The organism is Achromobacter sp. ACM01 (assembly GCF_014851745.1).
Lineage (GTDB): Bacteria > Pseudomonadota > Gammaproteobacteria > Burkholderiales > Burkholderiaceae_B > Achromobacter > Achromobacter aegrifaciens.
In genome coordinates this window covers 89,232-114,024 of the sequence record NZ_JACVAF010000007.1, presented here as the reverse complement: position 1 = coordinate 114,024, position 24,793 = coordinate 89,232, and the positions used below count along the sequence as shown (strand labels likewise).

26 protein-coding genes and 1 tRNA gene are annotated in these 24,793 nt (G+C 64.2%); 5 read left to right on the top strand and 22 right to left on the bottom strand.

All coding sequences use genetic code 11. From position 1 onward, the window contains the following. Nucleotides 1-20: 20 nt before the first annotated feature. The 3 genes from IB268_RS26885 to IB268_RS26875 all read right to left on the bottom strand — a co-directional run bounded on the left by IB268_RS26885 (nt 21) and on the right by IB268_RS26875 (nt 3,374). Nucleotides 21-1,031, bottom strand: a complete 1,011-nt coding sequence (locus tag IB268_RS26885) for a tripartite tricarboxylate transporter substrate binding protein (RefSeq protein ID WP_054458235.1) — start codon at nt 1,029-1,031, stop codon at nt 21-23. Between the two features lie 441 nt (nt 1,032-1,472). After that, nucleotides 1,473-2,399, bottom strand: coding sequence for a 3-hydroxyacyl-CoA dehydrogenase family protein (locus tag IB268_RS26880; RefSeq protein ID WP_054458236.1), 927 nt, complete (start codon nt 2,397-2,399; stop codon nt 1,473-1,475). 36 nt (nt 2,400-2,435) lie between these two features. Next, a complete protein-coding gene (locus IB268_RS26875) occupies nt 2,436-3,374 on the bottom strand; it encodes an SMP-30/gluconolactonase/LRE family protein (protein ID WP_192355091.1) in 939 nt (312 codons plus the stop codon). Nucleotides 3,375-3,616: 242 nt separating this feature from the next. Here IB268_RS26875 and IB268_RS26870 point away from each other — a divergent pair, with 242 nt between their 5' ends. Continuing rightward, on the top strand, nt 3,617-4,483 hold the full coding sequence (locus IB268_RS26870; protein ID WP_192355090.1) for a spermidine synthase: 867 nt from the start codon (nt 3,617-3,619) through the stop codon (nt 4,481-4,483). A 15-nt stretch (nt 4,484-4,498) separates the two neighbouring features. Here the strand turns inward: IB268_RS26870 and IB268_RS26865 are convergent, their stop codons facing one another. The 3 genes from IB268_RS26865 to IB268_RS26855 all read right to left on the bottom strand — a co-directional run bounded on the left by IB268_RS26865 (nt 4,499) and on the right by IB268_RS26855 (nt 7,891). After that, nucleotides 4,499-5,251, bottom strand: a complete 753-nt coding sequence (locus IB268_RS26865) for an SDR family oxidoreductase (RefSeq protein ID WP_054458239.1) — start codon at nt 5,249-5,251, stop codon at nt 4,499-4,501. Nucleotides 5,252-5,341: 90 nt separating this feature from the next. Then, nucleotides 5,342-6,667, bottom strand: coding sequence for an MFS transporter (locus IB268_RS26860; protein WP_192355089.1), 1,326 nt, complete (start codon nt 6,665-6,667; stop codon nt 5,342-5,344). A 24-nt stretch (nt 6,668-6,691) separates the two neighbouring features. Beyond that, nucleotides 6,692-7,891, bottom strand: a complete 1,200-nt coding sequence (locus tag IB268_RS26855; protein ID WP_192355088.1) for an amidohydrolase — start codon at nt 7,889-7,891, stop codon at nt 6,692-6,694. A 126-nt stretch (nt 7,892-8,017) separates the two neighbouring features. On the opposite strand from IB268_RS26855, the gene IB268_RS26850 reads away from it, so the two are divergent. After that, the gene (locus tag IB268_RS26850) at nt 8,018-8,926 is read left to right on the top strand and encodes a LysR family transcriptional regulator (RefSeq protein ID WP_054458242.1); all 909 of its coding nucleotides are present in this window, start codon (nt 8,018-8,020) and stop codon (nt 8,924-8,926) included. 23 nt (nt 8,927-8,949) lie between these two features. Here IB268_RS26850 and IB268_RS26845 read toward each other — a convergent pair whose 3' ends face one another. The 4 genes from IB268_RS26845 to IB268_RS26830 all read right to left on the bottom strand — a co-directional run bounded on the left by IB268_RS26845 (nt 8,950) and on the right by IB268_RS26830 (nt 11,529). Continuing rightward, nucleotides 8,950-10,260 (bottom strand): rhomboid family intramembrane serine protease, encoded by a 1,311-nt coding sequence (locus IB268_RS26845; protein ID WP_192355087.1) that lies wholly within the window; start codon nt 10,258-10,260, stop codon nt 8,950-8,952. A gap of 57 nt (nt 10,261-10,317) precedes the next feature. Beyond that, entirely contained in the window at nt 10,318-10,764 is a 447-nt protein-coding gene (locus tag IB268_RS26840; protein ID WP_192355086.1) for a hypothetical protein, read from the bottom strand. Between the two features lie 101 nt (nt 10,765-10,865). Further along, the gene (locus tag IB268_RS26835) at nt 10,866-11,054 is read right to left on the bottom strand and encodes a hypothetical protein (RefSeq protein ID WP_054458306.1); all 189 of its coding nucleotides are present in this window, start codon (nt 11,052-11,054) and stop codon (nt 10,866-10,868) included. A gap of 37 nt (nt 11,055-11,091) precedes the next feature. Next, nucleotides 11,092-11,529: a hypothetical protein gene (locus tag IB268_RS26830; RefSeq protein ID WP_119451627.1), complete on the bottom strand. Its 438-nt coding sequence runs from the start codon at nt 11,527-11,529 to the stop codon at nt 11,092-11,094. Between the two features lie 87 nt (nt 11,530-11,616). Here IB268_RS26830 and IB268_RS26825 point away from each other — a divergent pair, with 87 nt between their 5' ends. After that, nucleotides 11,617-12,054, top strand: coding sequence for an acetyltransferase (locus IB268_RS26825; protein WP_192355085.1), 438 nt, complete (start codon nt 11,617-11,619; stop codon nt 12,052-12,054). Between the two features lie 180 nt (nt 12,055-12,234). On the opposite strand, the gene IB268_RS26820 is transcribed toward IB268_RS26825, so the two are convergent. From IB268_RS26820 to IB268_RS26775, 10 genes are all read right to left on the bottom strand, one after another. After that, nucleotides 12,235-12,311 (bottom strand) — tRNA-Pro (locus IB268_RS26820). 220 nt (nt 12,312-12,531) lie between these two features. Next, nucleotides 12,532-12,963, bottom strand: coding sequence for a MerR family transcriptional regulator (locus tag IB268_RS26815; protein WP_054458247.1), 432 nt, complete (start codon nt 12,961-12,963; stop codon nt 12,532-12,534). Between the two features lie 57 nt (nt 12,964-13,020). Further along, nucleotides 13,021-13,362: an integration host factor subunit alpha gene (locus tag IB268_RS26810; RefSeq protein ID WP_054458248.1), complete on the bottom strand. Its 342-nt coding sequence runs from the start codon at nt 13,360-13,362 to the stop codon at nt 13,021-13,023. Between the two features lie 3 nt (nt 13,363-13,365). Then, entirely contained in the window at nt 13,366-15,783 is a 2,418-nt protein-coding gene (gene pheT, locus IB268_RS26805; RefSeq protein ID WP_192355084.1) for a phenylalanine--tRNA ligase subunit beta, read from the bottom strand. 13 nt (nt 15,784-15,796) lie between these two features. Next, nucleotides 15,797-16,819 carry a phenylalanine--tRNA ligase subunit alpha gene (pheS, locus tag IB268_RS26800; RefSeq protein WP_054458250.1) on the bottom strand — a complete coding sequence of 341 codons (1,023 nt, stop codon included), beginning with the start codon at nt 16,817-16,819 and terminating at the stop codon, nt 15,797-15,799. Between the two features lie 75 nt (nt 16,820-16,894). Then, nucleotides 16,895-17,254, bottom strand: coding sequence for a 50S ribosomal protein L20 (rplT, locus tag IB268_RS26795; RefSeq protein ID WP_006218741.1), 360 nt, complete (start codon nt 17,252-17,254; stop codon nt 16,895-16,897). Nucleotides 17,255-17,271: 17 nt separating this feature from the next. After that, entirely contained in the window at nt 17,272-17,469 is a 198-nt protein-coding gene (gene rpmI, locus IB268_RS26790; protein ID WP_008159912.1) for a 50S ribosomal protein L35, read from the bottom strand. Between the two features lie 340 nt (nt 17,470-17,809). Further along, nucleotides 17,810-19,339, bottom strand: a complete 1,530-nt coding sequence (locus IB268_RS26785; RefSeq protein WP_192355083.1) for a YifB family Mg chelatase-like AAA ATPase — start codon at nt 19,337-19,339, stop codon at nt 17,810-17,812. 185 nt (nt 19,340-19,524) lie between these two features. Continuing rightward, complete coding sequence (locus IB268_RS26780) at nt 19,525-19,776, bottom strand: accessory factor UbiK family protein (protein WP_054458252.1); 252 nt, start codon at nt 19,774-19,776, stop codon at nt 19,525-19,527. Between the two features lie 181 nt (nt 19,777-19,957). After that, nucleotides 19,958-20,359 (bottom strand): DUF5339 family protein, encoded by a 402-nt coding sequence (locus IB268_RS26775; RefSeq protein WP_175182140.1) that lies wholly within the window; start codon nt 20,357-20,359, stop codon nt 19,958-19,960. Nucleotides 20,360-20,899: 540 nt separating this feature from the next. On the opposite strand from IB268_RS26775, the gene IB268_RS26770 reads away from it, so the two are divergent. Then, a complete protein-coding gene (locus IB268_RS26770; RefSeq protein WP_054458254.1) occupies nt 20,900-21,238 on the top strand; it encodes a P-II family nitrogen regulator in 339 nt (112 codons plus the stop codon). A gap of 28 nt (nt 21,239-21,266) precedes the next feature. Then, the gene (gene amt / locus IB268_RS26765) at nt 21,267-22,505 is read left to right on the top strand and encodes an ammonium transporter (protein ID WP_013392915.1); all 1,239 of its coding nucleotides are present in this window, start codon (nt 21,267-21,269) and stop codon (nt 22,503-22,505) included. 102 nt (nt 22,506-22,607) lie between these two features. Here amt and ptsP read toward each other — a convergent pair whose 3' ends face one another. Next, nucleotides 22,608-24,317, bottom strand: a complete 1,710-nt coding sequence (ptsP, locus tag IB268_RS26760; RefSeq protein WP_054458308.1) for a phosphoenolpyruvate--protein phosphotransferase — start codon at nt 24,315-24,317, stop codon at nt 22,608-22,610. Nucleotides 24,318-24,423: 106 nt separating this feature from the next. Then, nucleotides 24,424-24,693, bottom strand: coding sequence for an HPr family phosphocarrier protein (locus tag IB268_RS26755; protein WP_013392913.1), 270 nt, complete (start codon nt 24,691-24,693; stop codon nt 24,424-24,426). Between the last annotated feature and the right edge of the window lie 100 nt (nt 24,694-24,793).

Below are 24,793 nucleotides of genomic sequence, written 5' to 3'. Positions count from 1 at the left end.
CTTGTTCAAGCTGCTTCCAGTTAATTTACGGTGATGCCGCCGTCGCGGATGACCTTGGCCCACTGCTCGATTTCGGCGTTCAGGCGCGCCTTGGAGGCTTCGACGTCGAGCGCGTCGGCATAGACGCCTTGCTGCAGCAGCTGGGCCTTGGCATCGTCCTTGGCCAGCGCCGTGGTCAGCGCCTTGTTGATCTTGGCGACGATGGGAGCCGGCGTGCCGGCCGGCGCCATCACGCCAAAGAGCGAACTGACGTTGAAGCCGCTGAAGCCTTGTTCCTCGGCGGTGGGAATGTCCGGCAACATCGAGACGCGCTGCGGCGTCAGCACGGCCAGCGGACGCAACTGGCCGGACTTGATGAAGGAGATCGCGGCGGGCACCGTCTCGGTCATCGTCTCCACCTGGCCGCCGACCAGGTCCGTCATGGCCGGGCCGCTGCCGCGATAGGCCACGTGCACGATGTTGACGCCCGCGATCTGCTTGAAGAGTTCCATCGCCATGCGCTGCGGCGCGCCCGCGCCCGACGAGGCGAAATTGAGTTTTCCGGGATTCGCCTTCGCGTAGCTCACCAGATCGGCCAGCGATTTGATGGGCAGCTTGGGATTGACCACGGCCACCAGCGGCACAAAGCCGACCACCCCGGCGGGCGCGAAGTCCTTGCGCAGGTCGTAGGGGATGGTGTCCTTCTCCAGGGTCGCCATGACCGAATGCGAAGTCAGCGCCCCCATCAGCAAGGTATAGCCATCAGGTTGCGCGCGCGCCACTTCCGCCGCACCGATATTGCCGCCTGCACCGCCGCGGTTCTCGATCACGACCTGGCCGCCGATCTGCTCGCTCAGGCGCTGGCCTACGATGCGTCCGATCACGTCGGTCGCGCCGCCAGGCGGATACGGGATGATCAGGCGGATGGGCTTGTTCGGATAGCTGTCGGCGGCCTGCGCGGATGCATGGCCAGGAACGGTGAAAGCAGCAGCCGCGATGAAGGCGGCCGCGGCGATGTGAATGCGCTTGCGCGCGGCATTCTTACAGAACATTTTTGTCTCCCGATGCGTTCTTATGGCTTGAAAGCTCTAGGCGCATGTTCGCAAACTCCCGCCTGCGAAAAGAGAAAAAAATTTATGTTCTGTCAAAAAAATCCGTGAGAGTCCTAGGACGTATGGATGAGGAAAATCCGGGCTGTACTTCGGTTTGGTGAAGTAGAGTTCTTGAGTCGCCGGCGTCCGGACTGCGGGATTCCGATGCTCGCCCCGGTGGGGCTGCGCTTCGGATCCCTCCGTCCGGACACCGGCTCACGGCATCTGCCCATGAACGGCGGCTGAAACCAACGCATCAGGCGACTGCCAGCCGAGGACCCCGGAGCCATCCGAAGCGCAGCCCCGCCGGGGCGAGCATCGGAATGGCGCAGGGCAGCCTCGGCGGCTAAAGAACCCCGACATCCGCAAGTTCGAAGCCCTGCCGCTCCGCGACAGTCTGCGTCAGGCCAGCGCCTCTTCATCCTTCAGGATCTGCATGGCCTTGCCCAAGGCGACCTGGTAGCGCCGCTGCTCCTGGGCGACGCGGTCCGGCGTCCATTGATAGAAGCCCTTCAGGGAAGGCGACTTGACGCCTATGTTGCCCTGCTCGACCAGCTCGCGCATGAGCGCGCTGGGCCTGTCGTCCGTACGCAGGTGCGGATACATCGTCGCGGCCGCCGCGCAATGGATGTCGATGCCGGCCAGATCCTTCTGCAGCAGCGGGCCGGCCGCGATGTAGCGGAATCCGAACCCGTAGCGCACGGCGGTATCCACGTCCTCGGCGGACGCGAAGCCTTCCTCGACCAGCGCGATCGCCTCGCGCATCAGCGCATGCTGGATGCGGTTGGCAAGAAACCCCGGCACGTCGCGCTTGACCTGCACCGGCTTCTTGCCGGTATCGCGCATGATGCGGCTGACTTCCTGGGCCATGGCTTCATCGGTAGCCTCTCCGCGTATCACTTCCACGGCGGGCACCAGATGGGCCGGCATGAAGTAATGCAGACCCACCATGCGTGCGCGGGTCTGCAAGCCCTCGCCGATGGCGCTGATGGGAAAGCTCGACGAATTGCTGGTCAAGGGAATCGAAGCGGGCGCCAGCTGTTCCAGGCGAGCGAATACGGCACGCTTGGTTTCCAGCAGTTCGGGCACGCACTCGACCACGATGCGGGTATCGTTCCAGTCGATTTCTTCCATGGTTGCGCTGGTGACGATGCGCCCGGCGTCCGCCTGGCCGCCGATCATTTCGCTGGAGGCGTTCACGCGCCGCGTGGCCGCCGCGCGCGCCGCCGCGTCGGGCTCCACCAGCCATACACGCCAGCCGGCCGCATGAAAACCGGCGGCGACGTCGGCCCCCATGGTGCCCGCGCCCAGCACAATTGCCTGATCCATCTGTTCCGTCCTTTTGGTAGTTGGGGTATGTGGTAGTCAGAGCGCCTGCGCGGCCGGCGCCGGCAGGTACATCGGCTTGCCCGCTACATCGAGTTCGACGCGCAGGATGCTGGCCGAACTGGACTCGGTGATGTAAAGCGTGCGGCCCGCGGCTCCCCCGAAGGCCAGGTTGGTGGTGTGCAGCCCCTCGGGAGACTGGATGCGCAAAGCCGGCTGGCCCAACGGATCCATGCACCAGATGGCGCCCAGACCCACGTGGGCAATGCACAGTCCGCCCTTCGCATCCAGCGCCAGGCCATCCGGGCCGCCGCCGCCCGACATCTGGATGAACGTGCCCACCTTGCCGACCTGGCCGTTGCGCAGCAGCGGCACCTTCCAGATCGCGTTGGCCCGCGTCGCCGCCACATACAGCGCGTGCTCGTCCAGATCCATCACCAGGCCGTTGGGGCTGGGTATGCAATCAAGCAGGCAGTCCAGCTTGCCGTCCGGCCGCAGGCGGAACAGGCGGCCAGTCGGATCCTGCCAGCCGGTCATGCCCTGGTCGGTGAAATAGAGATCCCCCGCCTGCGAGAAGAACAGGTCGTTCACGCCCTTGAAGCGCTCGATGTTGTAGCGCTCGAGCACCGGGCGCACCTCGCGGCGCTCGAGGTCGAACTGCATGATGCCGTGCTTGTAGTCGGCGATGAAGATGCGGCCGTCGCGATGGAACTTCAGGCCGTTGAGCCAGCCGTCGTACTGTACGAGCGGCTCGAATTCGCCACGCGCATCGACCCGCAGGATGCGGCCGTTGATGACGTCCACGCAATACAGCAGGCCGTCTGGCCCGAAGGACGGCCCTTCCAGCAACGAGCGCGGCGGATTGCCCTGCGGCTGGCCAGCGACCCACTCGTTCAGGTCCTGGCCCTGCCACTTCAGCTCGTCGGGCAGCCGGGCGTATACGCTGGCTTGAATCCTGGGGACGGGATCGTAGAACATGCAGGTCTCCTCTGATTTACCGGACGGGAATCTATGCGCCCCGTTTCGAGCGAAATTCTAAGGAGAGCCGAGCATTTAAGGAAATGAAATATATCGAACGAGTCTTTCAATAAAACCGATCGTTGATTCCTGCCGTCGCGACGCCGCCGGCGTCTTGCCGCCAGGGGATTCACGCCAGCGTCCGCGCGGTGGACCCGGCCCACGATACGATGACGCGTCCCCTACCTGTTGCTTGCCGCCAAATGCTCCGTGTTGCCCTCCGCGCCATTCTCGTCCTCGTCATCGCCGGCGCCGCCTTGGTGCTGCTGCGAGGTACGGGCGGCCCCAAGCTGATCCACAGCGAAGATTCGCAGTTCGGCAAACTGCTCGTGTTCGAGGAAAACGGCGAGCGCTGCATGAACTTCAACTCCATGCACGACGTCGGCCGCCAGACCTGCATGAGCCTCGAGCATCCCGGGCAGCTGGTGTTTTCCTACACGCGCATGATGATGACCGCGCTCTACATCAATCCCAAGCCGCGCAACATCCTGATCGTCGGATTGGGCGGCGCCACACTGCAAAAGACCCTGGCCGCGCTCCTGCCCGATACCGTCATCGATACCGTGGAAATCGATCCCGCCGTGGGCAAGGTCGCGGCGCGCTACTTCGGTTACCAGGAAGGCCCCGCGCAACGCCTCTTTCTGGAAGATGGCCGCGCCTACATCGAACGCGCCCATCGCGACGGCCTGCAATACGACATGGTGATGCTGGACGCGTTCGACGTCGACTACATCCCCGAACATCTGATGACGCTGGAATTCCTGCAACACGTGCGCGGCATCCTCGCGCCGGGCGGCGTGGCGGTGGCGAACACCTTCACCGAGAGCCAGCTCTATGCACGCGAATCGGCGACCTATGCCGCGGTGTTCGGAGAATTCTTCAATCTGCAAACGGGCAATCGCGTCATCATGGCGGTCAACGGTGAACTGCCCGGCCGCGATCAGCTTGCCCGCAATGCCAAGGCGCTGGATGCCGTTCTCGGGCCGTTGGGCGTCAATGCCGAGGAAGCCCTGGAGATGTACTCGCGCCGACAGGCGATTGCCGACGACGCACCCGTCTTGCGCGATTGAGCCTGGACGGCGCGCTCACTTCACGGCGGAGTTGCCGCCATCCGCATAGAGCGCGGACCCGGTCACGAAGCTTGCCATCGGGCTGGCCAGGAACAGCGCCGCCGAGGCGATTTCATCGGCGCGCGCAATCCGCTTCATGGCATGCAGGCCGGCCGCCCAGTCCTTCTGCTCCTGGCTCCCGGCCATCTCGGTGTCCACTCCCCCAGGCAAGAGCGCATTGGCGCGGATGCCTTGCGCGGCATAGTCCGCAGTAATGCCCTTGACCAAGCCCATCAGCGCGGCTTTGGACGTGCCATAGGCCGTCATGCCGGGCAGGCCCACGCTCGTCCCCACAAAACTGGACACGAAGACCAGCGCGCCGCCGCCCCGCTCCAGCATGGCCGGAATCTGATGGCGCGCTCCCAGGAACGCCGCCGTGAGATTGACGCTCAGCGTATGCTCCCATTCTTCCAGGGCAACTTCCGCAAGCGGCTTGAAGGGCCCGATGGTGCCGGCATTGTTTATCGCGATGTCCAGGCCGCCGAACTCGCGCTGGGCGTACTGCACCGCCAGTCTGTGCGTGTCCGGCAAGGCGACATCTCCCGCAGCAACGCAGGCCCGCCCGCCGGCGCTCCTGATCTCATCGGCCACCTGCTCCAGCAGATCACGGCGTCTGGCCGTCAGCACCAGCGCCGCGCCCTCGGCGGCCAGGCGCAACGCCACGGCGCGCCCGATACCCGAGGACGCGCCCGTGACCAAAGCCACTTTTCCAGCAAGAGATAAAGACATGGGCGTCTGCTCCAGACATGAATGATGCCTGCATCCTACAAACGCGAGCGGGCCCTGTCCTCCCGCTTCTTGCTGTCTACGCGCGGCATCTCACGCCACTGATCCGCGCTGCGCCATCCGTGCCGGCAACTCCTGGGCCACCTGCCTGGCATGATCGGCCGGCCGTATCAACAGGCAGCCCAGCACACCAAGCGCGCCGCCTGCAAGGCTGTAAAAAACGGGCGCCAGTGATATCCCGGTGGCCTGGATCAGCCAGGTGACGATGAACTGGGCGAAACCGCCAAAAATCATGACGGCGATGTTGTAGCAAACCGCCAAGCCGGCCGAGCGCACGTTCGTTGGAAACTGTTCGCCTAGCGCTGTCGCGAACGGTCCAAGAAAGCCGCCCAGCAGTATGCTCAGCACGGTGAACCCCACGACCAGATTCGGCAAGGTCGGCGTCGACTGCACCCACGAGAACAGCGGATACATCAATATCGCGTACGGCAGCAGGAACGACAGCATCACCGGCTTTCTTCCATGGCGATCCGAAATCGCGCCGGAAATTGGAATGATGACGATCAGCGCCAGCAGCCCGATGGCCTGCGCGGTGAAGGCGTCGTGCAGCGCGAAACCGAACTGGCGGGTCACGAAAGTCGGCAGATAAATGATGAATGTATAGACGGAAGCCGTGGCGCACGTGGTCAGGCACAGCGTGGCTGCGATGGACCGCGGATAACGGCCCAACATCGCTGCCAGGCTGACCGTCTCCCCCTTGCGCAGCGACGCCGCGGACTCTTCGGGTTCGTCCAGATAGCGCCGGATCCACCATCCCAGCGGCGCGATCAGCAGTCCCACGACAAACGGAATGCGCCACATCCCGTCGAGCAGCTGTTGCTCGGTGAAGACCGATGTCAGCAGAAACCCCGTGGCGGCGCCCCCCAGATTGGCGAGATTCTGGCCGAACATCTGCCATGCGCCGTAGAGTCCCTTCTTGTTCCTGGGCGCGGCCTCCACGAGATAGGCGGTGGACGATGCGAACTCGCCGCCAGTCGCGATCCCCTGCATCAGGCGGGCCAGCACGATCAGGATGGGCGCGGCGACGCCTATGGTCGCATACGAAGGCGTAAAGACCATGATGAGCAAGGACACCGTCATCAACGCAATAATCAGTTGCAGCGCTGCCTTCCTGCCCTTGCGGTCCGCATACATGCCGATGGCGATGCCGCCTATCGGGCGCGTGACGAAACCGACGCCGAACGTCGCCAGCGTCAGCAGCAGCGCGGTATGTTCGCCCGCTTCCGGAAAGAACACCTTGGCGATGATGAATGCCATCGCCGCGAACACGCCGAAGTCATACCATTCGAGCGCATTGCCAAATATCGCCGCCGTCAATTGCAGCCATCGCGGGGCGCTTTTCATTTTTGCCTTATTCATGTCTCGTCTCCTCCCAATTGCTACCTAGTTGTTGTTGTCCAGCGGCAGCGCTCTTTCGGCTATCCGGGAAAGCACCGCGCTTCCGATGGGAATGGCGGCATCGTTGAAATCGAAGTGCGAGGTGTGCAACCCGTGTACATGATCCGGATCGCCCGTGCCCAGATGCAGATACGCACCGGGCCGCTCGCGCAGCATGTAGGCGAAATCCTCCCCGCCCAGGCTGGGCACCGGATGCCGGACCACATGCTGTTCGCCCACCACGTCCTGCGCCGCCAGCCTGGCCAGGCGGGTCTGCGGTTCCGTATTGACCGTTGCCGGCACGTTCGGCTCATAGTCCAGCGTCGCCGATCCGCCCAGCCCTTTCGAAACGCTTTCCACGGTTTCCCGCAGGCGGGCCTGCAAGACCTGCTGAACTTCCGGCCGCAACGATCTGGCGGTGCCCGTAAGCACCACCTCGTCCGGTATGACGTTGAAGCCCGCCAGATTGCCTCCCGCCACGGCGCATAGGCTGAGCACGCCGGCGTCCAGCGGGTCCAGGTTGCGGCTCACGATGGAGTGCGCCGCAACGATGACGTGGCCGGCGATCAGGACCGGATCTACCGTCCGTTGAGGCGCAATCCCCCCATGGCCACCCTTGCCGCGGATCCGGATCGTAATGCGGTCGGACGCCGCCATGACGGGCCCGACCGGAATGGATACCGTCCCCAGAGGCAACGCCGGCCAGTTGTGGAGCGCATATATCTCTTCAATGGGAAACCGCTCGAACAGGCCATCCTTGACCATTTCCAACCCGCCGTTGTGCCCTTCTTCGCCGGGCTGAAAAATCAGATAGACCACGCCGTTGAAATTCCGGGTGCGCTGCAGATAGGCGGCGGCGGCCAACAGCATGGCGACGTGGCCGTCGTGGCCGCAGGCATGCATCTTTCCGTCCTCGGCTGACGCGTACCCCAGCCCCGTGCATTCGCGGATGGGGAGCGCGTCCATGTCCGCTCTCAGGCCTATCGCCCGTCCGCTGCTCGTTTCCCGGCCTGGAATGAATCCGACTACGCCGGTGCGTCCAATGTTGGTGTGGAATCCGATGGAGAGCCGGCGCAGCTCCTCGCAAACCAGCGCCGCGGTCCGGTGCTCCTCAAAACCCAGTTCTGGATGCGCGTGCAGGTCGTGCCGTATCTGCCTGTACCTGGCGGCGTCCGCGGACAAATGATCAAGGATTTTCTGTGGCATGGGCTTGGGCCTTCGTTATTGAAGTTTTTGTCTACACAGGTTCACTACCGCCCGAATGGTAGAGACACCCCACCCATGCCGTAAAATGCTATTTAACGATGCCCGTCATACTAATAAGGTATAGCCATGGATCTGCGGCAATTGCGCTACTTCGTTGCCGTCGCCGAATGCGGCAGCATCAGCCTCGCGGCTCAGTCGGTGCATATCGCCCAGCCGGCATTGACCCGGCAGATCCAGGCATTGGAAGAAGAGCTGGGCACCGCCGTTTTTGAACGAACCACCCGAGGCGTCCATCTGACCGAAGCGGGCAAGCAGTTGCTCCTGGACGCCAACCGCCTGCTGGGCGACGCGACCGCGGCCATGGAGCGCGCGCAGCGCGCGGGACGCGGTGAGATCGGTCACCTGACCATCGCCCTGCCGGTCATGCTGACGTTGCGTTCCCTGCTCGCCGATGCGCTGCGGCGATTCCGCCGGGAAGCCCCGGGGGTCTCGTTGACACTCAGTCATCTGCTTTCGGATGCGCAGATCGAACTACTGCCCACAGGCAGGCTGGACGCGGGATTCACGCTGTTCAGGCCGCTCGACGATCCCGCGTTCAAAGGCATCCCCATCTACTCCGAGAAGATGCTGGTCGCCTATCCCGCGGACTGGCACTGGGACAATGACGGCCCGGCGTCCTTGCGCGAACTGGCCGGCCGGGACTTCATCTGGCTGCCGCGCAATGCAGCGCCTGTCTGGCATGACAGGCTGATCCATTGCTTTTTCAAGGCCGGGTTCGTGCCCCGCTCATCGATACAGGGCGTGGATGTCGGATCGATGCTCACCCTGGTCGCCGCGGGCTTGGGCTGCACCGTTCTGCCCGACTCGGCCACACGGGCCGCGCCGCCCACCGTTGCCTTCAAGGAGCTGCCCGATCTGGACGTGGTCCAGCATTGGGAGCTGGTCTGGCGGGCCGACAACCAGTCGGCGCCGCTCGAGCGGTTTATCGACATCGTCACGACCCACGTCGCGGACCCCAGCCGCCGTCTGGTGTGAAGCGCGGCACGCCGCAGCCCGCGCTACCTCTCGCAGCTCCAGTATGGGCAACCCGAGCGCCCGATGATTGCCCAGGCCAGCTCGCCCGGGCGGCGGAGCATGCGCTTCATGGCGTTTGCCTGCGCCCGCAATGGCGCTGAATCCGTCCGGTACATGCCCCGCTCGTCGAGCAGGAAGTTCATCTTCAAACGCGCCTGGCGCGCCTTTTCCAGATCGAGTTCGGCGCCGTCTGCTTGAAAGATCGCGCCATAGATCTGCGCTTGAACTCCGCAGTACTGGTCCGCCGCGGTCAATGCCTCTTGCAGGGCGGCATCCGGGTAGAGTTTGCGCAACCCTGCGATCTGCGCATGGCAGCTTTGGTACTGCAGCGGCATGAACCTTGCCAACAGCGCCTGATCCCTGTCTCCGGGTTTCGCGCAACCTCGCAGATCCGGCGCTCGCGATCCATCGCGCACAGCGGCGGACAACGCGCCGGCAATGCACTCATCCAGCGACGACGCTTTCCACAGCGCCTGATCCGAGCCCAGCAATCCCATTTTTCCCAGCGTGCGCCCAAACTGCGCGGCGGCAAGCTGTTCCTGCATACCGCGGTCATGATTGTCGAGCGTCACCGCGGCCAGCGCCACGGCGCTGAGTGTGCCCGTCGCGGCCAGGACCACCGCCGCCGTTACGGGCCGCAAGCGCTCGGCATACAGCGCGATGCCCGCGAGCAGCGCTCCCGACAGCAAGCCGCCCAGGTGCGCCGCGTTGTCGACGTCGAACGCGAAGCCCGCGCCAAAGGTCAGCACCAGGCTGAACAGCAGATTGCCGGGCGGGATGTGGGGCCGGCCCATACGCCGGTCATGCAAGCCGTAAACGATCGCGGCCCCGAAAATGCCCAGGATTGCGCCAGACGCCCCGCAGCTCAGGAAAAACTCGTCGCGATGCCATAACGCGGTGACCAGGCTGCCACATAGGCCCGACAGCAGATACACGCCCAGGAACACCCCGGAACGCATGCGCGCCTCCAGGATGATCCCCAGCGACCACAGCGCCAGCATGTTGATTGCCAGGTGCAGGAAGCCGATGTGCAGGAACATGCTGGTGAACAGGCGCCAGTATTCCCCGGACAAGGTCAAGGCCGGTACGTTGCCGCCCCAATCGATCAGGAACGAGGTTTGGCTCAGGCTCTCGAACGCGCGCGAGTCTAAAAATCCCGCCACGCCGTACACCGCGACATTGCAGGCAATCAGCAGAAGCGTGATCTTGCTGGCGAATATTCTTTTGAGCAGGGACGTGCGTTGGAATGGAGGCATCAAGTAGGCATATCGAAGAGTGGGCTTTATCTTAACCAAGCCATGCGTGACGTCGCACGAGCTCGCGGTGCGCGATGTACCGCTGGGGTGCGTTACTCAACCGCCAACCTTGATCGCCGGCTTCTCGTTGCTGCACCCTTCGTATTGATATCGGCCCGGCTTGCCGAGCTTTGCCGTAAAGGTGCATGGCTCACCGGAATACGCGTGCGTGGCCTGCACTTTCAGCACATTACCGGCGACAACCACTCTCTGCTTGTCCTGCCCGCAACTCCAGAAAGTGGTCGAGAGTTCCGCGAAGGTCTGTTCCGCAATGAGCTTTGCAGGACGGCCAGCGGCCGCGGGCGCGACCCATTGAATCCGTACGCGGCAGCTGACGTGCTCGAACCCGACCTCTTCGACCAGGATCCGGTACGCGCCCTTGGCTGCGTCGTCGGTCCAGCGGCCGCCCTGTACCACGCGCGTGGTCGATGCGTCCGCCTGCGCTTCAGCGACAGCGCCGGTCGCATACAGCGTCAGCAATAGAGGCACCGCAAGAGTTCTCATGACTTTCATCCGCATACCGCCTGGAGTTATCACTGACCGTCAATCGCACCGCAATTGCGCTGCCGCGCACTTATACCATTCAGGCGCGTAACCGATCGCCGTCATACGGTCAGCGCAATCACCAGCGCGAGAACGGCAATCGTCATCAAGGCCCCTGCGATACCGGCAGACGGCCGATAGTCCGGCCCCGCGCCCTGCTCCTTGAACTGGAACGGCCGCGTCCAGAAGACGAACAGGCTGCCAGTGAATGCAGCTAGCGCCAACACGCTCCACAAGACCACGTACAGCACCGGCACTTCCTCCCACTCCACGTTTCCAATCTGGCGTTTAACGAGGTTCCGCCTGCCGCGCCGCTGCCTTGCGGGCGTTTCGCACAGCGACATGGCTGCAATAACGCGTGAAGTCCTTCTTCGCCAATGCCAGATAGAACCCGGTCAGGACCATCGCAGCGCTGGCGACGTAAGCATGCAACCACAGATGGGCGGAATACTTGAGCATGCCCGTCAGCAGGTAGAGATTCATCGCACCGATGCCGAGCAGCAGGACCATCAAGATCCAGCGCGCCCATTCGCTGCCCCGATACAGCCAATACAGCAGCAGCGCCGGGATCACCAGCCGTTGCGCCGGCCCGAATTGGCCTCGCAATGCATCTAGGATATCTGGGCTGCAGGTCACAATGATGCCCAGTAGGCTGATAAACCAAAAGCGGCGGCCGTCAGGCATGCGACGACGCGCCTTGTTCTTCACGGCATTCTGTTGCGCCATTTCTTTTCCTAGTCGAAGAGCGTCCCAGTGTACCCATTCGGGTTCGTCAATTTGACGCCGCAAAAAGAAATCAAATACGCTGCGAGGATGATTACGATAAGAACCTCCCGCCCCGACGAAGGCGCGCGCGCAGTCGAAATCTGGCGCAGCGCAGTAGACGCCACGCACGACTTTCTTTCACCCGAGGATCGCCAGGCCATCGACGAGATGGTGTGCGGTTTTCTCCCGCAAGTGCCGCTCTGGCTTGCGGTCGACGCCCGCGACTACCCCCAGGCATTCATGCTCATCGACAACGGCCACATGCAAGCGCTGTTCGTCGATCCCGCCTGCCGCGGAACCGGCATAGGCGCCGCGCTGGTGCGGCACGGCCTATCCCTCCATCCCAACATGACGACGGACGTCAATGAACAGAACGGCCAGGCGGTGGGCTTCTATGAAAGGATGGGCTTCAAGCGCACAGGCCGTTCGCCGCTTGATGATCAAGGCAGGGCCTACCCGTTGATCCATCTGGAGTATCGGGGCTGATCGGAAAAAACAAAGCCACCTGCGGGTGGCTTTTTCCATGGCTGACACTTTGCCGCCGTTTTACGCCGGCAGTTTTTTATCAGCCATTGGCATAACGCGCTTGCACCGCGCTCGCTGAAATCAGGCCAACAAAAATGAAAAGGCCGTCAGTGATTTCTCACTGACGGCCTTTGGAACTACTGGTCGGGACGGCGGGATTCGAACTCGCGACCCCTTGCACCCCATGCAAGTGCGCTACCAGGCTGCGCTACGCCCCGAAAGAAAAAGAGTATAGCAGAACAAAAAATTGTTTGCACGCATTCGTGCAAAAAAAGTGCTGAATACTCAAAAAAATTTTCGCGCTGCGTTCATCGATTGCATCAACCGCATGCGCATCGATGATTGCTGCGCGAGGTACTGCTCAATGCAACGCGCGGCTTGCGCCGCGCGTTGCTGGTACTGCGTTCAAACCATATGGGGAAGACGATGCGCCGACGATCAGGCCGCAGGGCTGACGTTGCTGGCGCTTGCGCCTGCTGCGTTTGCCGCCGTGCCCAAGGCTTCGGCCAGCATCGTCGAGACGTTGCCAAGTTCATTGCGCAAGGCTTGCATCTCGGCGCCCGACAGGCGCACTGCCGCGTCCTGATCATGCGGCACGTCGCGCGCATCGCCCAGGCGATTGCGCGCGCCGCTGATCGTGAAGCCTTGCTCATACAGCAGCGAGCGGATGCGGCGGATCAGCAGCACTTCGTGATGCTGGTAGTAGCGGCGGTTGCCGCGCCGCTTCACCGGCTTGAGCTGCGTGAATTCCTGTTCCCAATACCGCAAGACATGGGGCTTGACGCCACACAGGTCGCTGACTTCACCGATGGTGAAGTAACGCTTGGCGGGAATGGGCGGTAAGGTAACGGTGGATTCGGTACGTGTCATAAGGGGATTTTATGCCGCGATGCGTCAGGTGCCGATAACAATTGCCGACAAAGCGTATCACTCCTCGGCGTCGGGTGCTGCGGGCGCGGCCTGTTCCACCACGCTCTTGAGCTTCTGGCTTGCGTGGAAGGTGACCACGCGGCGCGCGGCGATGGGGATGGTCTCGCCGGTCTTGGGATTGCGGCCAGGGCGCGGCGGCTTGTCGCGCACCTGGAAGTTGCCGAAGCCGGAGAGCTTGACGGAATCACCGCGCGCCAAGGCGTCGCGGATTTCCTCGAAGAAGGTATCGACGATGTCCTTGGCTTCGCGCTTGTTCAGGCCGACCCGCTCGAAGAGCAGTTCGGCCAGTTCAGCCTTGGTCAGAGTGCGCGGCTCGGCAGCAAGCATACTGTTCCCCATGGTTCAAGCGCGTTGGCGAGCGCCGTGCGCAGCCACCAAGGCTTCCTTGATGCGTGCCAGGCAATCCGCCACGCGGGCCTCGTCCAGCGTGACCTCAGTGTCCTGTAGCCAGAAACGGAAAGCAAGGCTTTTCTCGGTGACGGGTTCGCTGCCGTGGGCCTTCTCGCGCCACACGTCGAACAGGCGCGCGTCCTGCACCACCGACAGTTGCGGATCCGCCTTCACGACCGCGGCGACGGTGTCGAGCATGGATTGCGCCGACACGTGGGCATCGACCCACAGCGCCAGGTCGCGCACCACGATGGGCTGGCGCGAGAGTTCGCGCACTTGCGGCAGTTCGCCTTCGGACAAGGCTGCGGCGTCCAGTTCGAACACGACGGGCGCATGCGCCAGGTCGGCCTGCTGAGCCCAGCGCGGATGCAGTTCGCCGATCCAGCCGACATGCTTGCCGTCCAGCTCGATGCGGGCGCTGCGGCCCGGATGCAGGGCGGGATGCGAGGCGGCTTCGAAGCGCAGGCGGCTGCCTCGCGCGCCGAACAGCGCCTCGACATCCATCTTCACATCATAGAAATCCACCTGGCGGGTCGCCACGCCCCACTGCTCTTCCACGGCCGGTCCCCAGGCCGCGCCAGCCAGCTTCATGGGCTGGCGCACGCCGGCCACTTCCAGCGGGCCGTCCTGAACGGACGCATCGCGCATGAACACGCGGCCCAGTTCGAACAGACGCACGCGCGTCTGCTTGCGGTTGGCGTTATGGCGGATGTTGGCGATCAGGCTGCCGATCAGGCTGGAGCGCATGACCGACAGATGGCTTGCAATCGGATTGACCAGGCGCACCGGCGTTTCGTTGCCGGCATAGTCGCGTTCCCAGTCGGCTTCAACGAAGCTGTAGTTCACGACTTCCTGGTAGTCCTGCGCGGCAGCCAGGCGACGCAGCGCATGGGCGCCACGACGGATTTCCGGCTGCGAGAACATCTTGGCGCGCGCCATCGGCGGCTCCACGGGGATGTTCTCGAAACCGTAGATACGGGCCACTTCCTCGATCAGGTCTTCTTCAAGCTCCAGGTCGAAGCGGTAGGAAGGCGGCGTGACGATGAAGTCGTCGCCCTCGATCTTGAAGTCCAGCCCCAGGCTGCCGAAGATCTTGGCGACTTCGGCTTGCGTGACGGGCACGCCCAGCACGCGGTGGCAACGCGCCAGGCGCATGCGCACGGGCTCGCGCTTGGGCAAGTTGATGATCTGGTCATCCAGCGGACCGGCTTCGCCGCCGCAGATGTCAATGATCAGGCGCGTGATGAATTCGATGTGCTCGGGGATGGTGGCGTAGTCCACGCCGCGCTCGCCGCGGTGGCTGGCTTCCGAGCTGAACTTGTAGCGGCGCGCGCGGCCGGCGAGCGACTGCGGCCACCAGAATGCGGCTTCCAGATAGATGTTGCGGGTGCCGAGCGTGACCGAGGTGGCTTCGCCGCCCATGATGCCGGCCAGGCTTTCCACCTGATCGCCAGCGACCACCACGCCCACCGTCGAATCCAGCGTGACGGTCTGGCCGTTCAGCAGTTCGAGCGTTTCGCCTTCGCGGGCCCAGCGCACGCTGAGGTCGCCGCGGATCTTGTCCAGGTCGAACACGTGCGACGGACGGCCCAGTTCGAGCATGACGTAGTTGGAGATGTCCACCAGCGCCGATACCGAGCGTTGGCCGGCGCGCTCCAGGCGCGTCTTCATCCATTCGGGAGTCGCTGCGCGGGCGTTGACGCCGCGGATCACGCGGCCGCCAAAACGGCCGCACAGATCAGGCGCCTCGACCTTGACCGGCAGGCGCTCGTCCAGCGTGACCGGCACAGCGACAGCGGTGGGTACCGACAGCGGCGCACCGGTCAGGGCGGCCACTTCGCGCGCCACGCCCAGGATGGACAGGCAGTCGGCGCGGTTGGGCGTCATCTTCAGCGTGAAGAGCGTGTCGTCCAGATTCAGCGCCTCGCGGATCGACTGGCCCGGCGTCATGTCGGCGGGCAGTTCCAAAAGGCCTGCATGGTCTTGCGACAGTCCCAGTTCGCGGGCCGAGCACAACATGCCCGAGGACTGCACGCCGCGCATCTTGGCCACGCCGATCTTCATGCCGCCAGGCAGCTCGGCGCCGACGCGCGCGAGCGGCACCTTCAGGCCGGCAGCGGCGTTGGGCGCGCCGCACACGATCTGCAGCAGTTCGCCGGCGCCGTCGTCCACTTTGCAGACGCGCAGCTTGTCGGCGTCGGGATGGGGCGCGATTTCGACGATGTGGCCCACGACCACGCCGCTGAAGGCGGGCGCGGCGGGCACGGTGTCTTCGACTTCCAGGCCGGCCATGGTGAGCCGGTGCGCAAGTTCTTCGGTGGCGATGGCGGGGTTGACCAGCGTACGCAGCCAGGATTCGGGAAATTGCATGATCAGCCGTCTGTTATTCGTTGAACTGGCGCAGGAAGCGCAAATCGCCTTCGTAGAACTGGCGCAGATCGTTGACGCCGTAGCGCAACATGGTCAGGCGCTCAAGTCCGGAACCGAAGGCAAAGCCGATGTAGCGTTCGGGATCGAGGCCGAAGTTGCGCACCACTTGCGGATGCACCTGGCCCGAGCCGGAAATCTCCAGCCAGCGGCCGCGGTTCGGCCCCGAGGTGAACATCATGTCGATTTCGGCGGACGGCTCCGTGAACGGGAAGAACGACGGGCGGAAACGCACGGCCAGGTCGTCGGTTTCAAAGAAGCAGCGCAGGAAATCGGTGTACACGCCCTTCAGGTCGGCGAACGAAATGTCCTCGGCGATCCAGAGCCCTTCCACCTGGTGGAACATGGGCGAGTGCGTAGCGTCGCTATCGACGCGGTAGGTGCGGCCCGGTGCGATGACCTTGATGGGCGGCTTATGCATGCGGGCGTAACGCACCTGCATGGGGCTGGTGTGCGTGCGCAGCAGCAGCGGCTGGCCTTCGGCGTCCTGCATGTCGACGTAGAACGTGTCATGCATGGAGCGCGCAGGATGGTCCAGCGGGCTGTTCAAAGCAGTGAAATTGGTCCAGTCGTTTTCCACTTCGGGGCCGTCGGCCACGTCGAAGCCTATGGAACGGAAGATCTCTTCCACGCGTTCCCAGGTCCGGATCACCGGATGGATGCCGCCCGGCGCGCGGCCGCGGCCCGGGAGGGTGACGTCAATGGTTTCGGATGCCAGGCGGGCGTCCAGTTCAGCCTGTGCCAGCGCGGCGCGCCGCAGGTTCAGCAGCTCTTCGACCCTTTGCTTGGCCTGATTGATCCGGGCGCCCATCTCGCGCTTCTGCTCCGGGTCGAGCTTGCCGAGGGCTTTGAGCAGCACCGTCAGCGCGCCTTCCTTGCCCAGGAACCGAGCCTTTGCATTTTCCAGCGCGGCGGCATCGGAGGCCGCGGCGAAGCGTTCTTGCGCCTGGGAGACCAGGTCGTCAACCGTTTGAGTCATGAAATCCAGCCTTCAAAACGCAAACGGGGCCATTACAGCCCCGTTTGCAGCGATGCGCGATGAGTTAAAGCGCGATCAGGCAGCCAAGGCAGCCTTGGCTTGCTGCACGATGGCGGCAAAGCCGGCCTTGTCGCGCACGGCCAGGTCGGCCAGAACCTTGCGGTCGAGTTCGATCGAAGCCTTCTTCAGGCCGGCGATGAACACGCTGTAGCTGACGCCATGTTCGCGGACGGCGGCGTTGATACGCGTGATCCACAGAGCACGGAACGTGCGCTTCTTGTTACGACGGTCGCGGTAGGCGTATTGGCCAGCGCGCATGACTGCTTGCTTGGCAATACGGAACACATTACCGCGGCGGCCACGGTAACCCTTGGCGGCGGCAATGACTTTTTTGTGACGTGCGCGGGCGGTTACGCCGCGTTTGACGCGAGGCATAGTAGATCTCCCTTAGATCAAGCGAAAGGCATCATGGCCTTGACGGAGGCCACGTTGGAGTCATGGACCGCTGCCGAGCCGCGCAGTTGACGCTTGGCCTTGGTGGTCTTCTTGGTCAGAATGTGGCGCTTGAACGCCTGACCGCGCTTGATGGAGCCGCTGCCGCGAACCTTAAAGCGCTTGGAGGCGCTTTTCTTGGTTTTCATCTTGGGCATGTTGATTCCCTAAACTAAACACTCATTGTTGATATGCATGACGCCAGGTGCTTGACGCATGGACGGCCGATGAAACCTTCCATGGCGGCAAAACTTGGAGACCTGTTGCCACTTCTTGGGGGTACTTCCGGGGTACTTCCGGGACACTTCTGGATTGCATCCGAAGCATTTCCGGGGTACGTTCCGCCAGCATTGCTGCCAGGCGAATTCTCCCCAGAAACAGATCAAATCTGATCCAGATCCGGGAAAGCCTTTGATTATATGGTGATTTCCCGCATTTTGTCGAGCCAGGCAGCCGGCAAAGCGCAACCCCAGGGGTGGCGAACGCCACAGAGGGGTGTCATACGCCCGGCCGCCGGTACTGCACCGCCTGGGCAATGTGGCGCCCCCCCAGGGCGTCCTCCCCTTCCAGATCGGCGATCGTACGCGCCACCCGCAGCGCACGGTGCATGGCGCGGGCCGACCCCGACAGGCGGCGCATGGCCTGTAGCAGCAAGGCCTGGCCTTCGTCGTCCAGGCGGCAATGCTCGTCCAGTTCTGCCCCCGCCAGCGCGGCGTTGGGCTTGCCCTGGCGGGCCTGCTGACGCTGGCGGCAACGCGCCACGCGCTCCCGGACCGGGCCGGACGCCTCCCCCGGCGGCTTGCCCATCCATTCGGGGTCGGATGGCGGCAAGGCCACGTGCAGGTCGATGCGGTCCAGCATCGGGCCCGATATCTTGCCTGCATAGCGCGCCACCTGATCCGGCGTGCAGGCGCAGGGCCGCCCGGGATGCCCGCGCCACCCGCAAGGGCACGGGTTCATGGCCGCCACCAACTGGAAACGGGCGGGAAACTGCGCCGCGCGCAGCGCCCGCGCGATGACCACCCTGCCCGTCTCAAGGGGTTCCCGCAGGGCCTCCAACGTACGGCGGCTGAACTCTGGCAACTCATCCAGAAACAACACCCCATGATGCGCGAGGCTGATCTCGCCCGGACGCGGACGACTCCCCCCGCCTACCAGCGCCGCCGCCGTGGCGGAATGGTGTGGCGCGCGGAACGGGGGCTGCCCCACGGGCGCGTCGGACAAGCCAGCCAGCGCGGCGACGGCGGCCACTTCCAACGCCTCGCCGCGCGCCAGCGGCGGCAGCAGGCCCGGCAGGCGCGCCGCCAGCATGCTCTTGCCCGCTCCCGGCGGCCCTATCATCAACAGGCTATGTCCGCCCGCTGCAGCAACCTCCAAAGCCCGCCGCGCCCCCGGCTGCCCCCGCACATCCGACAGGCAGGGTCCGGGCGCAGCCGCCGGCCAGGGCCGGGGCACGGCGTTGGACAACAGGCAGGCACCGGTGGCGTGCGCTGCCACGTCAGCCAGCGTGCGCGCCGACAGCACGCGCAGCCCGGGAACCCAGGCGGCCTGCTCGGCGCTGCCCGCAGGCAGGATGAGCGTGGCGCCGGGCGCCTCCCGGGCGACGCTCAGCGCGATGACCAGCGGCGCCGCGACCGGCACCAACGCGCCGGTCAGGGACAACTCCCCGGCCAGCACCAGGTCGGCCAAGGCTGGATCCCGAACGGGCGATTCCGGATCGCGAACGTCCACCGGCGCGGCCAACTGGCCGGAGGCCAGCAGCAGGCCCAGGGCGATCGGCAGGTCGAAACGCCCCGACTCCTTGGGAATGTCGGCGGGCGAAAGATTGACCGTGATCCTGCCGGGCGGGAACTCGAAGCCGCTGTTCAAGATGGCGGCGCGCACGCGCTCGCGGCTTTCGCGCACTTCGGTATCGGGCAGGCCGACCACATTGAAGCTGGGCAGGCCCGGGCCCAGATGCGTTTCCACGCGCACCGCGTGGGCATCCAGGCCGCACAGGGCGCGGCTGGCAAGTACGGCTAGCGTCAAGGCGGCCTCCGAGCAAGAGTTGGGTCCGCCAGTATCCGCAAACGCGAGGCCCGCGCGGCGGCGGCCGTGACAGAAGCATCACTCCCGTCAACCACAGATGCGCACGCGGAAATGGAAAACGGCCGCTGATCGCGGCCGTTTCCGGAAAGCAATTCCTGCCGGCCGCGAGATGCGGCCTCCAGCGCTTACTTGTCCAGCGCGGACAAGCGCGACTCCAGCTGCTGCACCTGCGCGGCCAATTGGTCCACCCGGGCTCGGGTGCGCGCCAGCAGGTCGGCCTGGACGTCGAATTCCTCGCGCGTGACGAGATCCAGCTTGGAGAATGCCTGCGTCATCATCGCGCGCACATTCCGCTCCACATCCGCGGCCGGACTGCGGGCGATCAGGTCGGAGATGTTCTTCTGGATGTCTTCCATCCATTGGGTGCGATTGTTCATGACGGCCTCACTGTGTTCTTGATGCCTCAAGTGTAGTGCGTCGGAACGCCGTTTCCGGACTGACCGCGCAAAAAAAGGGCCGCCTCGATCCAAAAAAAGAGGGCGGGCCGCATGCGGTGACCGCCCTTCAAAGCACAGGAGAAAACCGGGCTGCCATGGCGGCAACCCCCTACCAACATCGTTACGGGCAACCCATCTGGCTTGCCGACTGCGTGAACGTATCCGACGACTGCTTGCATTGCGCCGCCAACTGCGTCTTGTCGCTGACCGCGCCCCATTGCGCCCTGGCCGCGTCTAGCTGCTCCTTGATCGCGGCGGCAGCCGGGTTGCCGCTGCCGAGCTTGTCCATGCAGGCATTGATCTTGGCGACGTAGGCCTCGCACTCGGCGGGAACGGACGCTGCAGTGCCTGCCGCCGGAGCAGCCGAGGAAGGCGAAGTCGCGGGTGGAGGCGGCGCCGCGGGAGCCGCAGGTGCGGGCGCAGGTGCGGTGGCGGCCTTTTCTTCGCTCTTGTTGCAGCCGGCCAGCGCGGCAAGCGACGCGGCCAGGACCAAAGTGCAGAAAGCCTTGCGGTGGATTTTCATGACTACCCTTTCCCGTTCCTGCTTTCTTTTGGAGATCCGTCGACGCGGAGACTCCGCCTGCGGCCCAGCCTGTTCGGGGACAGGCTTGAACTGTTATCGATTCTTCTGCAGCCGCTCTTCGGCAACAAGCCGACGGGTGTAAACCCTCGTATCACGAGACCGCGCCGGCCGCGCCGATTCCGGCGCTCCTCTGCGTCTCGCCAACGGTCTGCCGATTTAGGTCAAAGGCGCGCCGCATATGGCTCAGCGGGCAGCAGGCGAGTCATCGATGACTCGATAAAAAAGCTGATATGCCAACATAAAACGCAATAAAACGCGCATCAATTTGCTACAAATATCGGACGCCAAACATATTTTGTTGCTTGCCCCAAGGGCTGGCGCGGCGCACCAACTTGAAGCTGACTTGCGGTGCATGAAGCACCAAACCGGTGCAATCAAGCACACTTTGAGCGCGCCAACCTCCTTCGCTGGGCCATATCCGACATGGCATGGAATTTGCTTGATAGACGAAGCCAACGTGCAACCATGAGAGGAAATGCCATGAAACTCATCATCGCCATCATCAAGCCCTTCAAGCTCGACGAAGTGCGGGTGGCTCTATCCGGGATCGGCGTCCAGGGCCTGACCGTCACTGAAGTAAAGGGATTCGGCCGCCAGAAGGGCCATACCGAGCTGTATCGCGGCGCCGAGTACGCCGTCGATTTCCTGCCCAAGCTGCGTGTCGAGGCCGCCGTGCCCGACCATCTGGTCGATCAGGTCATTGAAGCCATCGAACAGGCGGCCCGCACCGGCAAGATCGGCGACGGCAAGATCTTCGCCGCCCCGCTCGAACAAGTGATCCGCATCAGAACGGGTGAATCCGGCGAAGCTGCGCTGTAAATAAATAAAGACTCAATGGAGCCTGAAAATGGATAAAGCAGATATCTCCTGGTTGCTCGTCTCTACCCTGCTTGTATTGATGATGGCCGTACCCGGTCTGGCGATGTTCTATGGCGGCCTGGTACGCAGCAAGAACGTGCTGTCCGTGTTGCTGCAAGTGCTGTGCACGTTCGTGCTGGGCCTGGTGCTCTGGTTCATCTACGGATATTCCCTTGCCTTCACCGAGGGCAACGCCTTCTTCGGCGGCCTGTCGCGCGCCTTCTTCTCCGGCATGTTCACCCCGTCCGACGGCAAGTACGCCATGTCGAACTCGCTGACCGAACTGCTGTTCGCCTCATTCCAGGCCACGTTCGCCGGCATCACCTGCGCGCTGATCGTGGGCAGCTTCGCCGAACGCGCCCGCTTCTCGGCGGTGCTGGTGTTCACGGTGATCTGGTTCACCTTCGCCTATGTGCCGATCGCCCACATGGTCTGGTTCGCGTCCGAAACGGCGCCAGGCCTGCTGAATGCGAAGGGCGCGCTGGACTTTGCCGGCGGCACCGTGGTGCACATCAACGCTGGCGTGGCTGGCCTGGTGGGCGCCTACGTGGTGGGCAAGCGCGTAGGCTACGGCCGCGAAGCCATGCAGCCGCACAACCTGCCGATGACCTTCGTGGGTGCGGCGCTGCTGTGGGTGGGCTGGTTCGGGTTCAATGCAGGCTCCGCCTTGGCCGCCAATGAAAACGCCACGCTGGCCTTCTTCAACACCATGATCGCGACCGCCGGCGCCGTGCTGTCCTGGCTGTTCACCGAATGGGCCGTAAAGGGCAAGCCCTCGATGCTGGGCGCCGCCTCGGGCGCCGTCGCAGGCCTGGTCGGCATCACCCCGGCCGCCGGCCTGGTGGGCCCCGTGGGCGCGCTGGTCATCGGCGTCATCGCCGGCATCGTCTGCGTCTGGGGCGTGAACGGCCTGAAGCGCCTGCTGCGCGCCGACGACGCGCTGGACGTGTTCGGCGTACATGGCGTGGGCGGCATCGTTGGCGCCCTGTTGACTGGCGTGTTCAATGCGCAGATCCTCGGCGGCCCCGGCCTGGCCGAGCCCGGCATGATCGGCCATCAACTGTGGGTCCAGCTGGAAGGCGTACTGCTGACCATCGTCTGGTCCGGCGTGGTGGCATGGATCGCCTACAAGATCGCCAACGCCCTGTGCGGCATGCGCGTGCCGGAAGATCAGGAGCGCGAAGGCCTGGACGTCACCAGCCACGGCGAATCGGCGTACCACAGCTAAACCTGGAACCCCTCCCCACCGGATGGCATAGGTGGGCGGGGATAAAAAAAGGCGCCGGGGCATTCTGCCCCGGCGCCTTTTTTGATGCAGCGGCGAACCGCCTCAGGCCAGGTCCAGCGTGTCCAGATCCACCGGCAAGGCGCGGTTCAGGGCGCTGGCCACCTTCACGCGCAAAGCGTTGGAGTGCGCGCGCCGGACCTCGCGCTTGACGTCCAGCAGTTGCTGAGGGTGCATGGAGAACTCGGTCAGGCCCAAGCCCAGCAGCAGCCGGGTCATGCGCGAATCCCCCGCCATCTCGCCGCACACGGCAACCGGCTTGCCGGCACGCTCACCTGCATTGATGGTGTGCGCGACCAGGCGCAACACCGCGGGATGCAGCGGATCGTACAGGGACGCCACGTCGTGGTCGCCGCGATCGATCGCCAACGTGTACTGGATCAGGTCGTTGGTGCCGATGGACAGGAAGTCCAGCGCCTGCGCAAAGGGTTCGATGGCGATGGCGATGGCGGGCACCTCGACCATGGCGCCCACTTCCATGTGGGGCGCGTAGGCCTGGCCGCGCGCGTCGAGTTCGCGCCGCGCCGATTCGATGGCCGCCTTGGTCGCCACCACCTCGTGCATGTGCGCAATCATCGGTATCAGCAGGCGCACGGGCCCGTGGGCCGAGGCCCGCAGGATGGCACGCAGCTGTGTTGCGAACATCTCCGGGCGCGCCAGGCAATAGCGGATGGCGCGCTGGCCGAGCGCGGGATTGGTGGCCACCGTGGCCTCGCCATCCAGCGTCTTGTCCGAGCCGATGTCCAGCGTGCGGATCGTGACGGGCCGGCCGGCCATCACCTTGACCACCGACGAGTAAGCTTCGTACTGTTCTTCTTCGCCCGGCAGGTCCGGACGCCCCATGAAGAGGAATTCGCTGCGGAACAAGCCGATGCCGTGCGCGCCGGAAGCCAATGCCAGCGCCGCTTCGTCCGGCAGTTCGATGTTGGCGTGCAGCACCACATCAATGCCATCCAGCGTGACCGAGGGCTCGTCGCGCAGCAGGCTCAGTTCGGCGCGCTCGTCGGCATAGGCCGATTGGCGGCGGCGGTATTCCTCGAGAATGCGGCTGGACGGATTGACGATCACCGCGCCGGCTGCGCCGTCGATGATCAGCATGTCGCCGTCGCGGACCAGTTCCCGCACGTTGCCCATGGCGACCACCGCTGGCACGGCCATGCTGCGCGCCACGATGGCGGTATGCGAAGTGGGACCGCCCAGGTCCGTCACGAAGGCGGCAAAGCGGCCGCCCCGCAGGCGCAGCATGTCGGCGGGCGAAATATCGTGGGCCACGACCACCAACGCGTCGTCGCCGCCCATGTGGGACATGTCGGGCAGGATGGCCGAGGTGCCAGCCAGCACATGCAATACCCGTTCGATGACCTGGCGCACGTCGGCCCCGCGCTCGCGCAGGTACTCGTCTTCCATGGCGTCGAACTGCTGGCCCAGGATCTGCCCCTGCGTCGTCAGCGCCCATTCGGCGTTGTAGTGGCGTTCGGCAATCAGCGCCAGGGTCTGCTCGGCCAGCAGCGGGTCGCCCAATAGCAGGCTGTGCACGTTGAGCATGGCGCCGAGCTCGCGCGGCGCGTCGGCCGGCAAGGTATCGGCCAGCTGCAGCAGTTCCTGCTGCGCCGAAGCCAGGGCATCGGTGAGCCGGCTGCTTTCGGCAGGCACGTCCTCGGGCGAGATGCGGTAGTGCGCGACCTCCAGCGCCGCCGCACCCATGACGACCGCGCGGCCGATGGCGTATCCCTTGGCCACGCCTTTGCCGTACAGACACACAACGGGGCTGGCAGAACCAGCCCCGTTGTTGGGTGCGTCATTGAGGGTCGTAGACGAGCCGGCCTGGGCAACGCCCAGGCCGGCCGATTCGGAAGAAATTCTATTCCTGCTCACCGAATTTGCTGTCGAACAATGATTGAATTTCGGAAAGGGCCTGATCGGCGTCATTGCCGGAGGCCTCCAGCTTAACCGTCACGCCCAGCCCGGCCGCCAGCATCATGACGCCCATGATGCTCTTGGCGTTCACGCGCTGCGCGCCGCGCGAGATGAAGATCTCGCTGGAAAACTTGCTGGCCAGCTGCGTCAGCTTGGCAGCCGCCCGGGCATGCAGGCCCAGTTTATTGCTGATGACGATGTCTGTATTAGGCATAGGAAATATTATGGCTGCGGCATGAGGCCGCAGTGTTGATCACAGCAAACCGTCGAACCGTCAATCGGCTTGAATGGATAGCCGACATAATAGGGCAAAC

Excerpts from the sequence above, each read along its gene's own strand:
- IB268_RS26885 (WP_054458235.1), bottom strand. The coding sequence starts at position 1,031 with ATGTTCTGTAAGAATGCCGCGCGCAAGCGCATTCACATCGCCGCGGCC.
- IB268_RS26880 (WP_054458236.1), bottom strand. The coding sequence starts at position 2,399 with ATGGATCAGGCAATTGTGCTGGGCGCGGGCACCATGGGGGCCGACGTC.
- IB268_RS26875 (WP_192355091.1), bottom strand. The coding sequence starts at position 3,374 with ATGTTCTACGATCCCGTCCCCAGGATTCAAGCCAGCGTATACGCCCGG.
- IB268_RS26870 (WP_192355090.1), top strand. The coding sequence starts at position 3,617 with ATGCTCCGTGTTGCCCTCCGCGCCATTCTCGTCCTCGTCATCGCCGGC.
- IB268_RS26865 (WP_054458239.1), bottom strand. The coding sequence starts at position 5,251 with ATGTCTTTATCTCTTGCTGGAAAAGTGGCTTTGGTCACGGGCGCGTCC.
- IB268_RS26860 (WP_192355089.1), bottom strand. The coding sequence starts at position 6,667 with ATGAATAAGGCAAAAATGAAAAGCGCCCCGCGATGGCTGCAATTGACG.
- IB268_RS26855 (WP_192355088.1), bottom strand. The coding sequence starts at position 7,891 with ATGCCACAGAAAATCCTTGATCATTTGTCCGCGGACGCCGCCAGGTAC.
- IB268_RS26850 (WP_054458242.1), top strand. The coding sequence starts at position 8,018 with ATGGATCTGCGGCAATTGCGCTACTTCGTTGCCGTCGCCGAATGCGGC.
- IB268_RS26840 (WP_192355086.1), bottom strand. The coding sequence starts at position 10,764 with ATGAGAACTCTTGCGGTGCCTCTATTGCTGACGCTGTATGCGACCGGC.
- IB268_RS26830 (WP_119451627.1), bottom strand. The coding sequence starts at position 11,529 with ATGGCGCAACAGAATGCCGTGAAGAACAAGGCGCGTCGTCGCATGCCT.
- IB268_RS26825 (WP_192355085.1), top strand. The coding sequence starts at position 11,617 with ATGATTACGATAAGAACCTCCCGCCCCGACGAAGGCGCGCGCGCAGTC.
- IB268_RS26815 (WP_054458247.1), bottom strand. The coding sequence starts at position 12,963 with ATGACACGTACCGAATCCACCGTTACCTTACCGCCCATTCCCGCCAAG.
- IB268_RS26810 (WP_054458248.1), bottom strand. The coding sequence starts at position 13,362 with ATGGGGAACAGTATGCTTGCTGCCGAGCCGCGCACTCTGACCAAGGCT.
- pheT (WP_192355084.1), bottom strand. The coding sequence starts at position 15,783 with ATGCAATTTCCCGAATCCTGGCTGCGTACGCTGGTCAACCCCGCCATC.
- pheS (WP_054458250.1), bottom strand. The coding sequence starts at position 16,819 with ATGACTCAAACGGTTGACGACCTGGTCTCCCAGGCGCAAGAACGCTTC.
- rplT (WP_006218741.1), bottom strand. The coding sequence starts at position 17,254 with ATGCCTCGCGTCAAACGCGGCGTAACCGCCCGCGCACGTCACAAAAAA.
- rpmI (WP_008159912.1), bottom strand. The coding sequence starts at position 17,469 with ATGCCCAAGATGAAAACCAAGAAAAGCGCCTCCAAGCGCTTTAAGGTT.
- IB268_RS26780 (WP_054458252.1), bottom strand. The coding sequence starts at position 19,776 with ATGAACAATCGCACCCAATGGATGGAAGACATCCAGAAGAACATCTCC.
- IB268_RS26775 (WP_175182140.1), bottom strand. The coding sequence starts at position 20,359 with ATGAAAATCCACCGCAAGGCTTTCTGCACTTTGGTCCTGGCCGCGTCG.
- IB268_RS26770 (WP_054458254.1), top strand. The coding sequence starts at position 20,900 with ATGAAACTCATCATCGCCATCATCAAGCCCTTCAAGCTCGACGAAGTG.
- amt (WP_013392915.1), top strand. The coding sequence starts at position 21,267 with ATGGATAAAGCAGATATCTCCTGGTTGCTCGTCTCTACCCTGCTTGTA.
- IB268_RS26755 (WP_013392913.1), bottom strand. The coding sequence starts at position 24,693 with ATGCCTAATACAGACATCGTCATCAGCAATAAACTGGGCCTGCATGCC.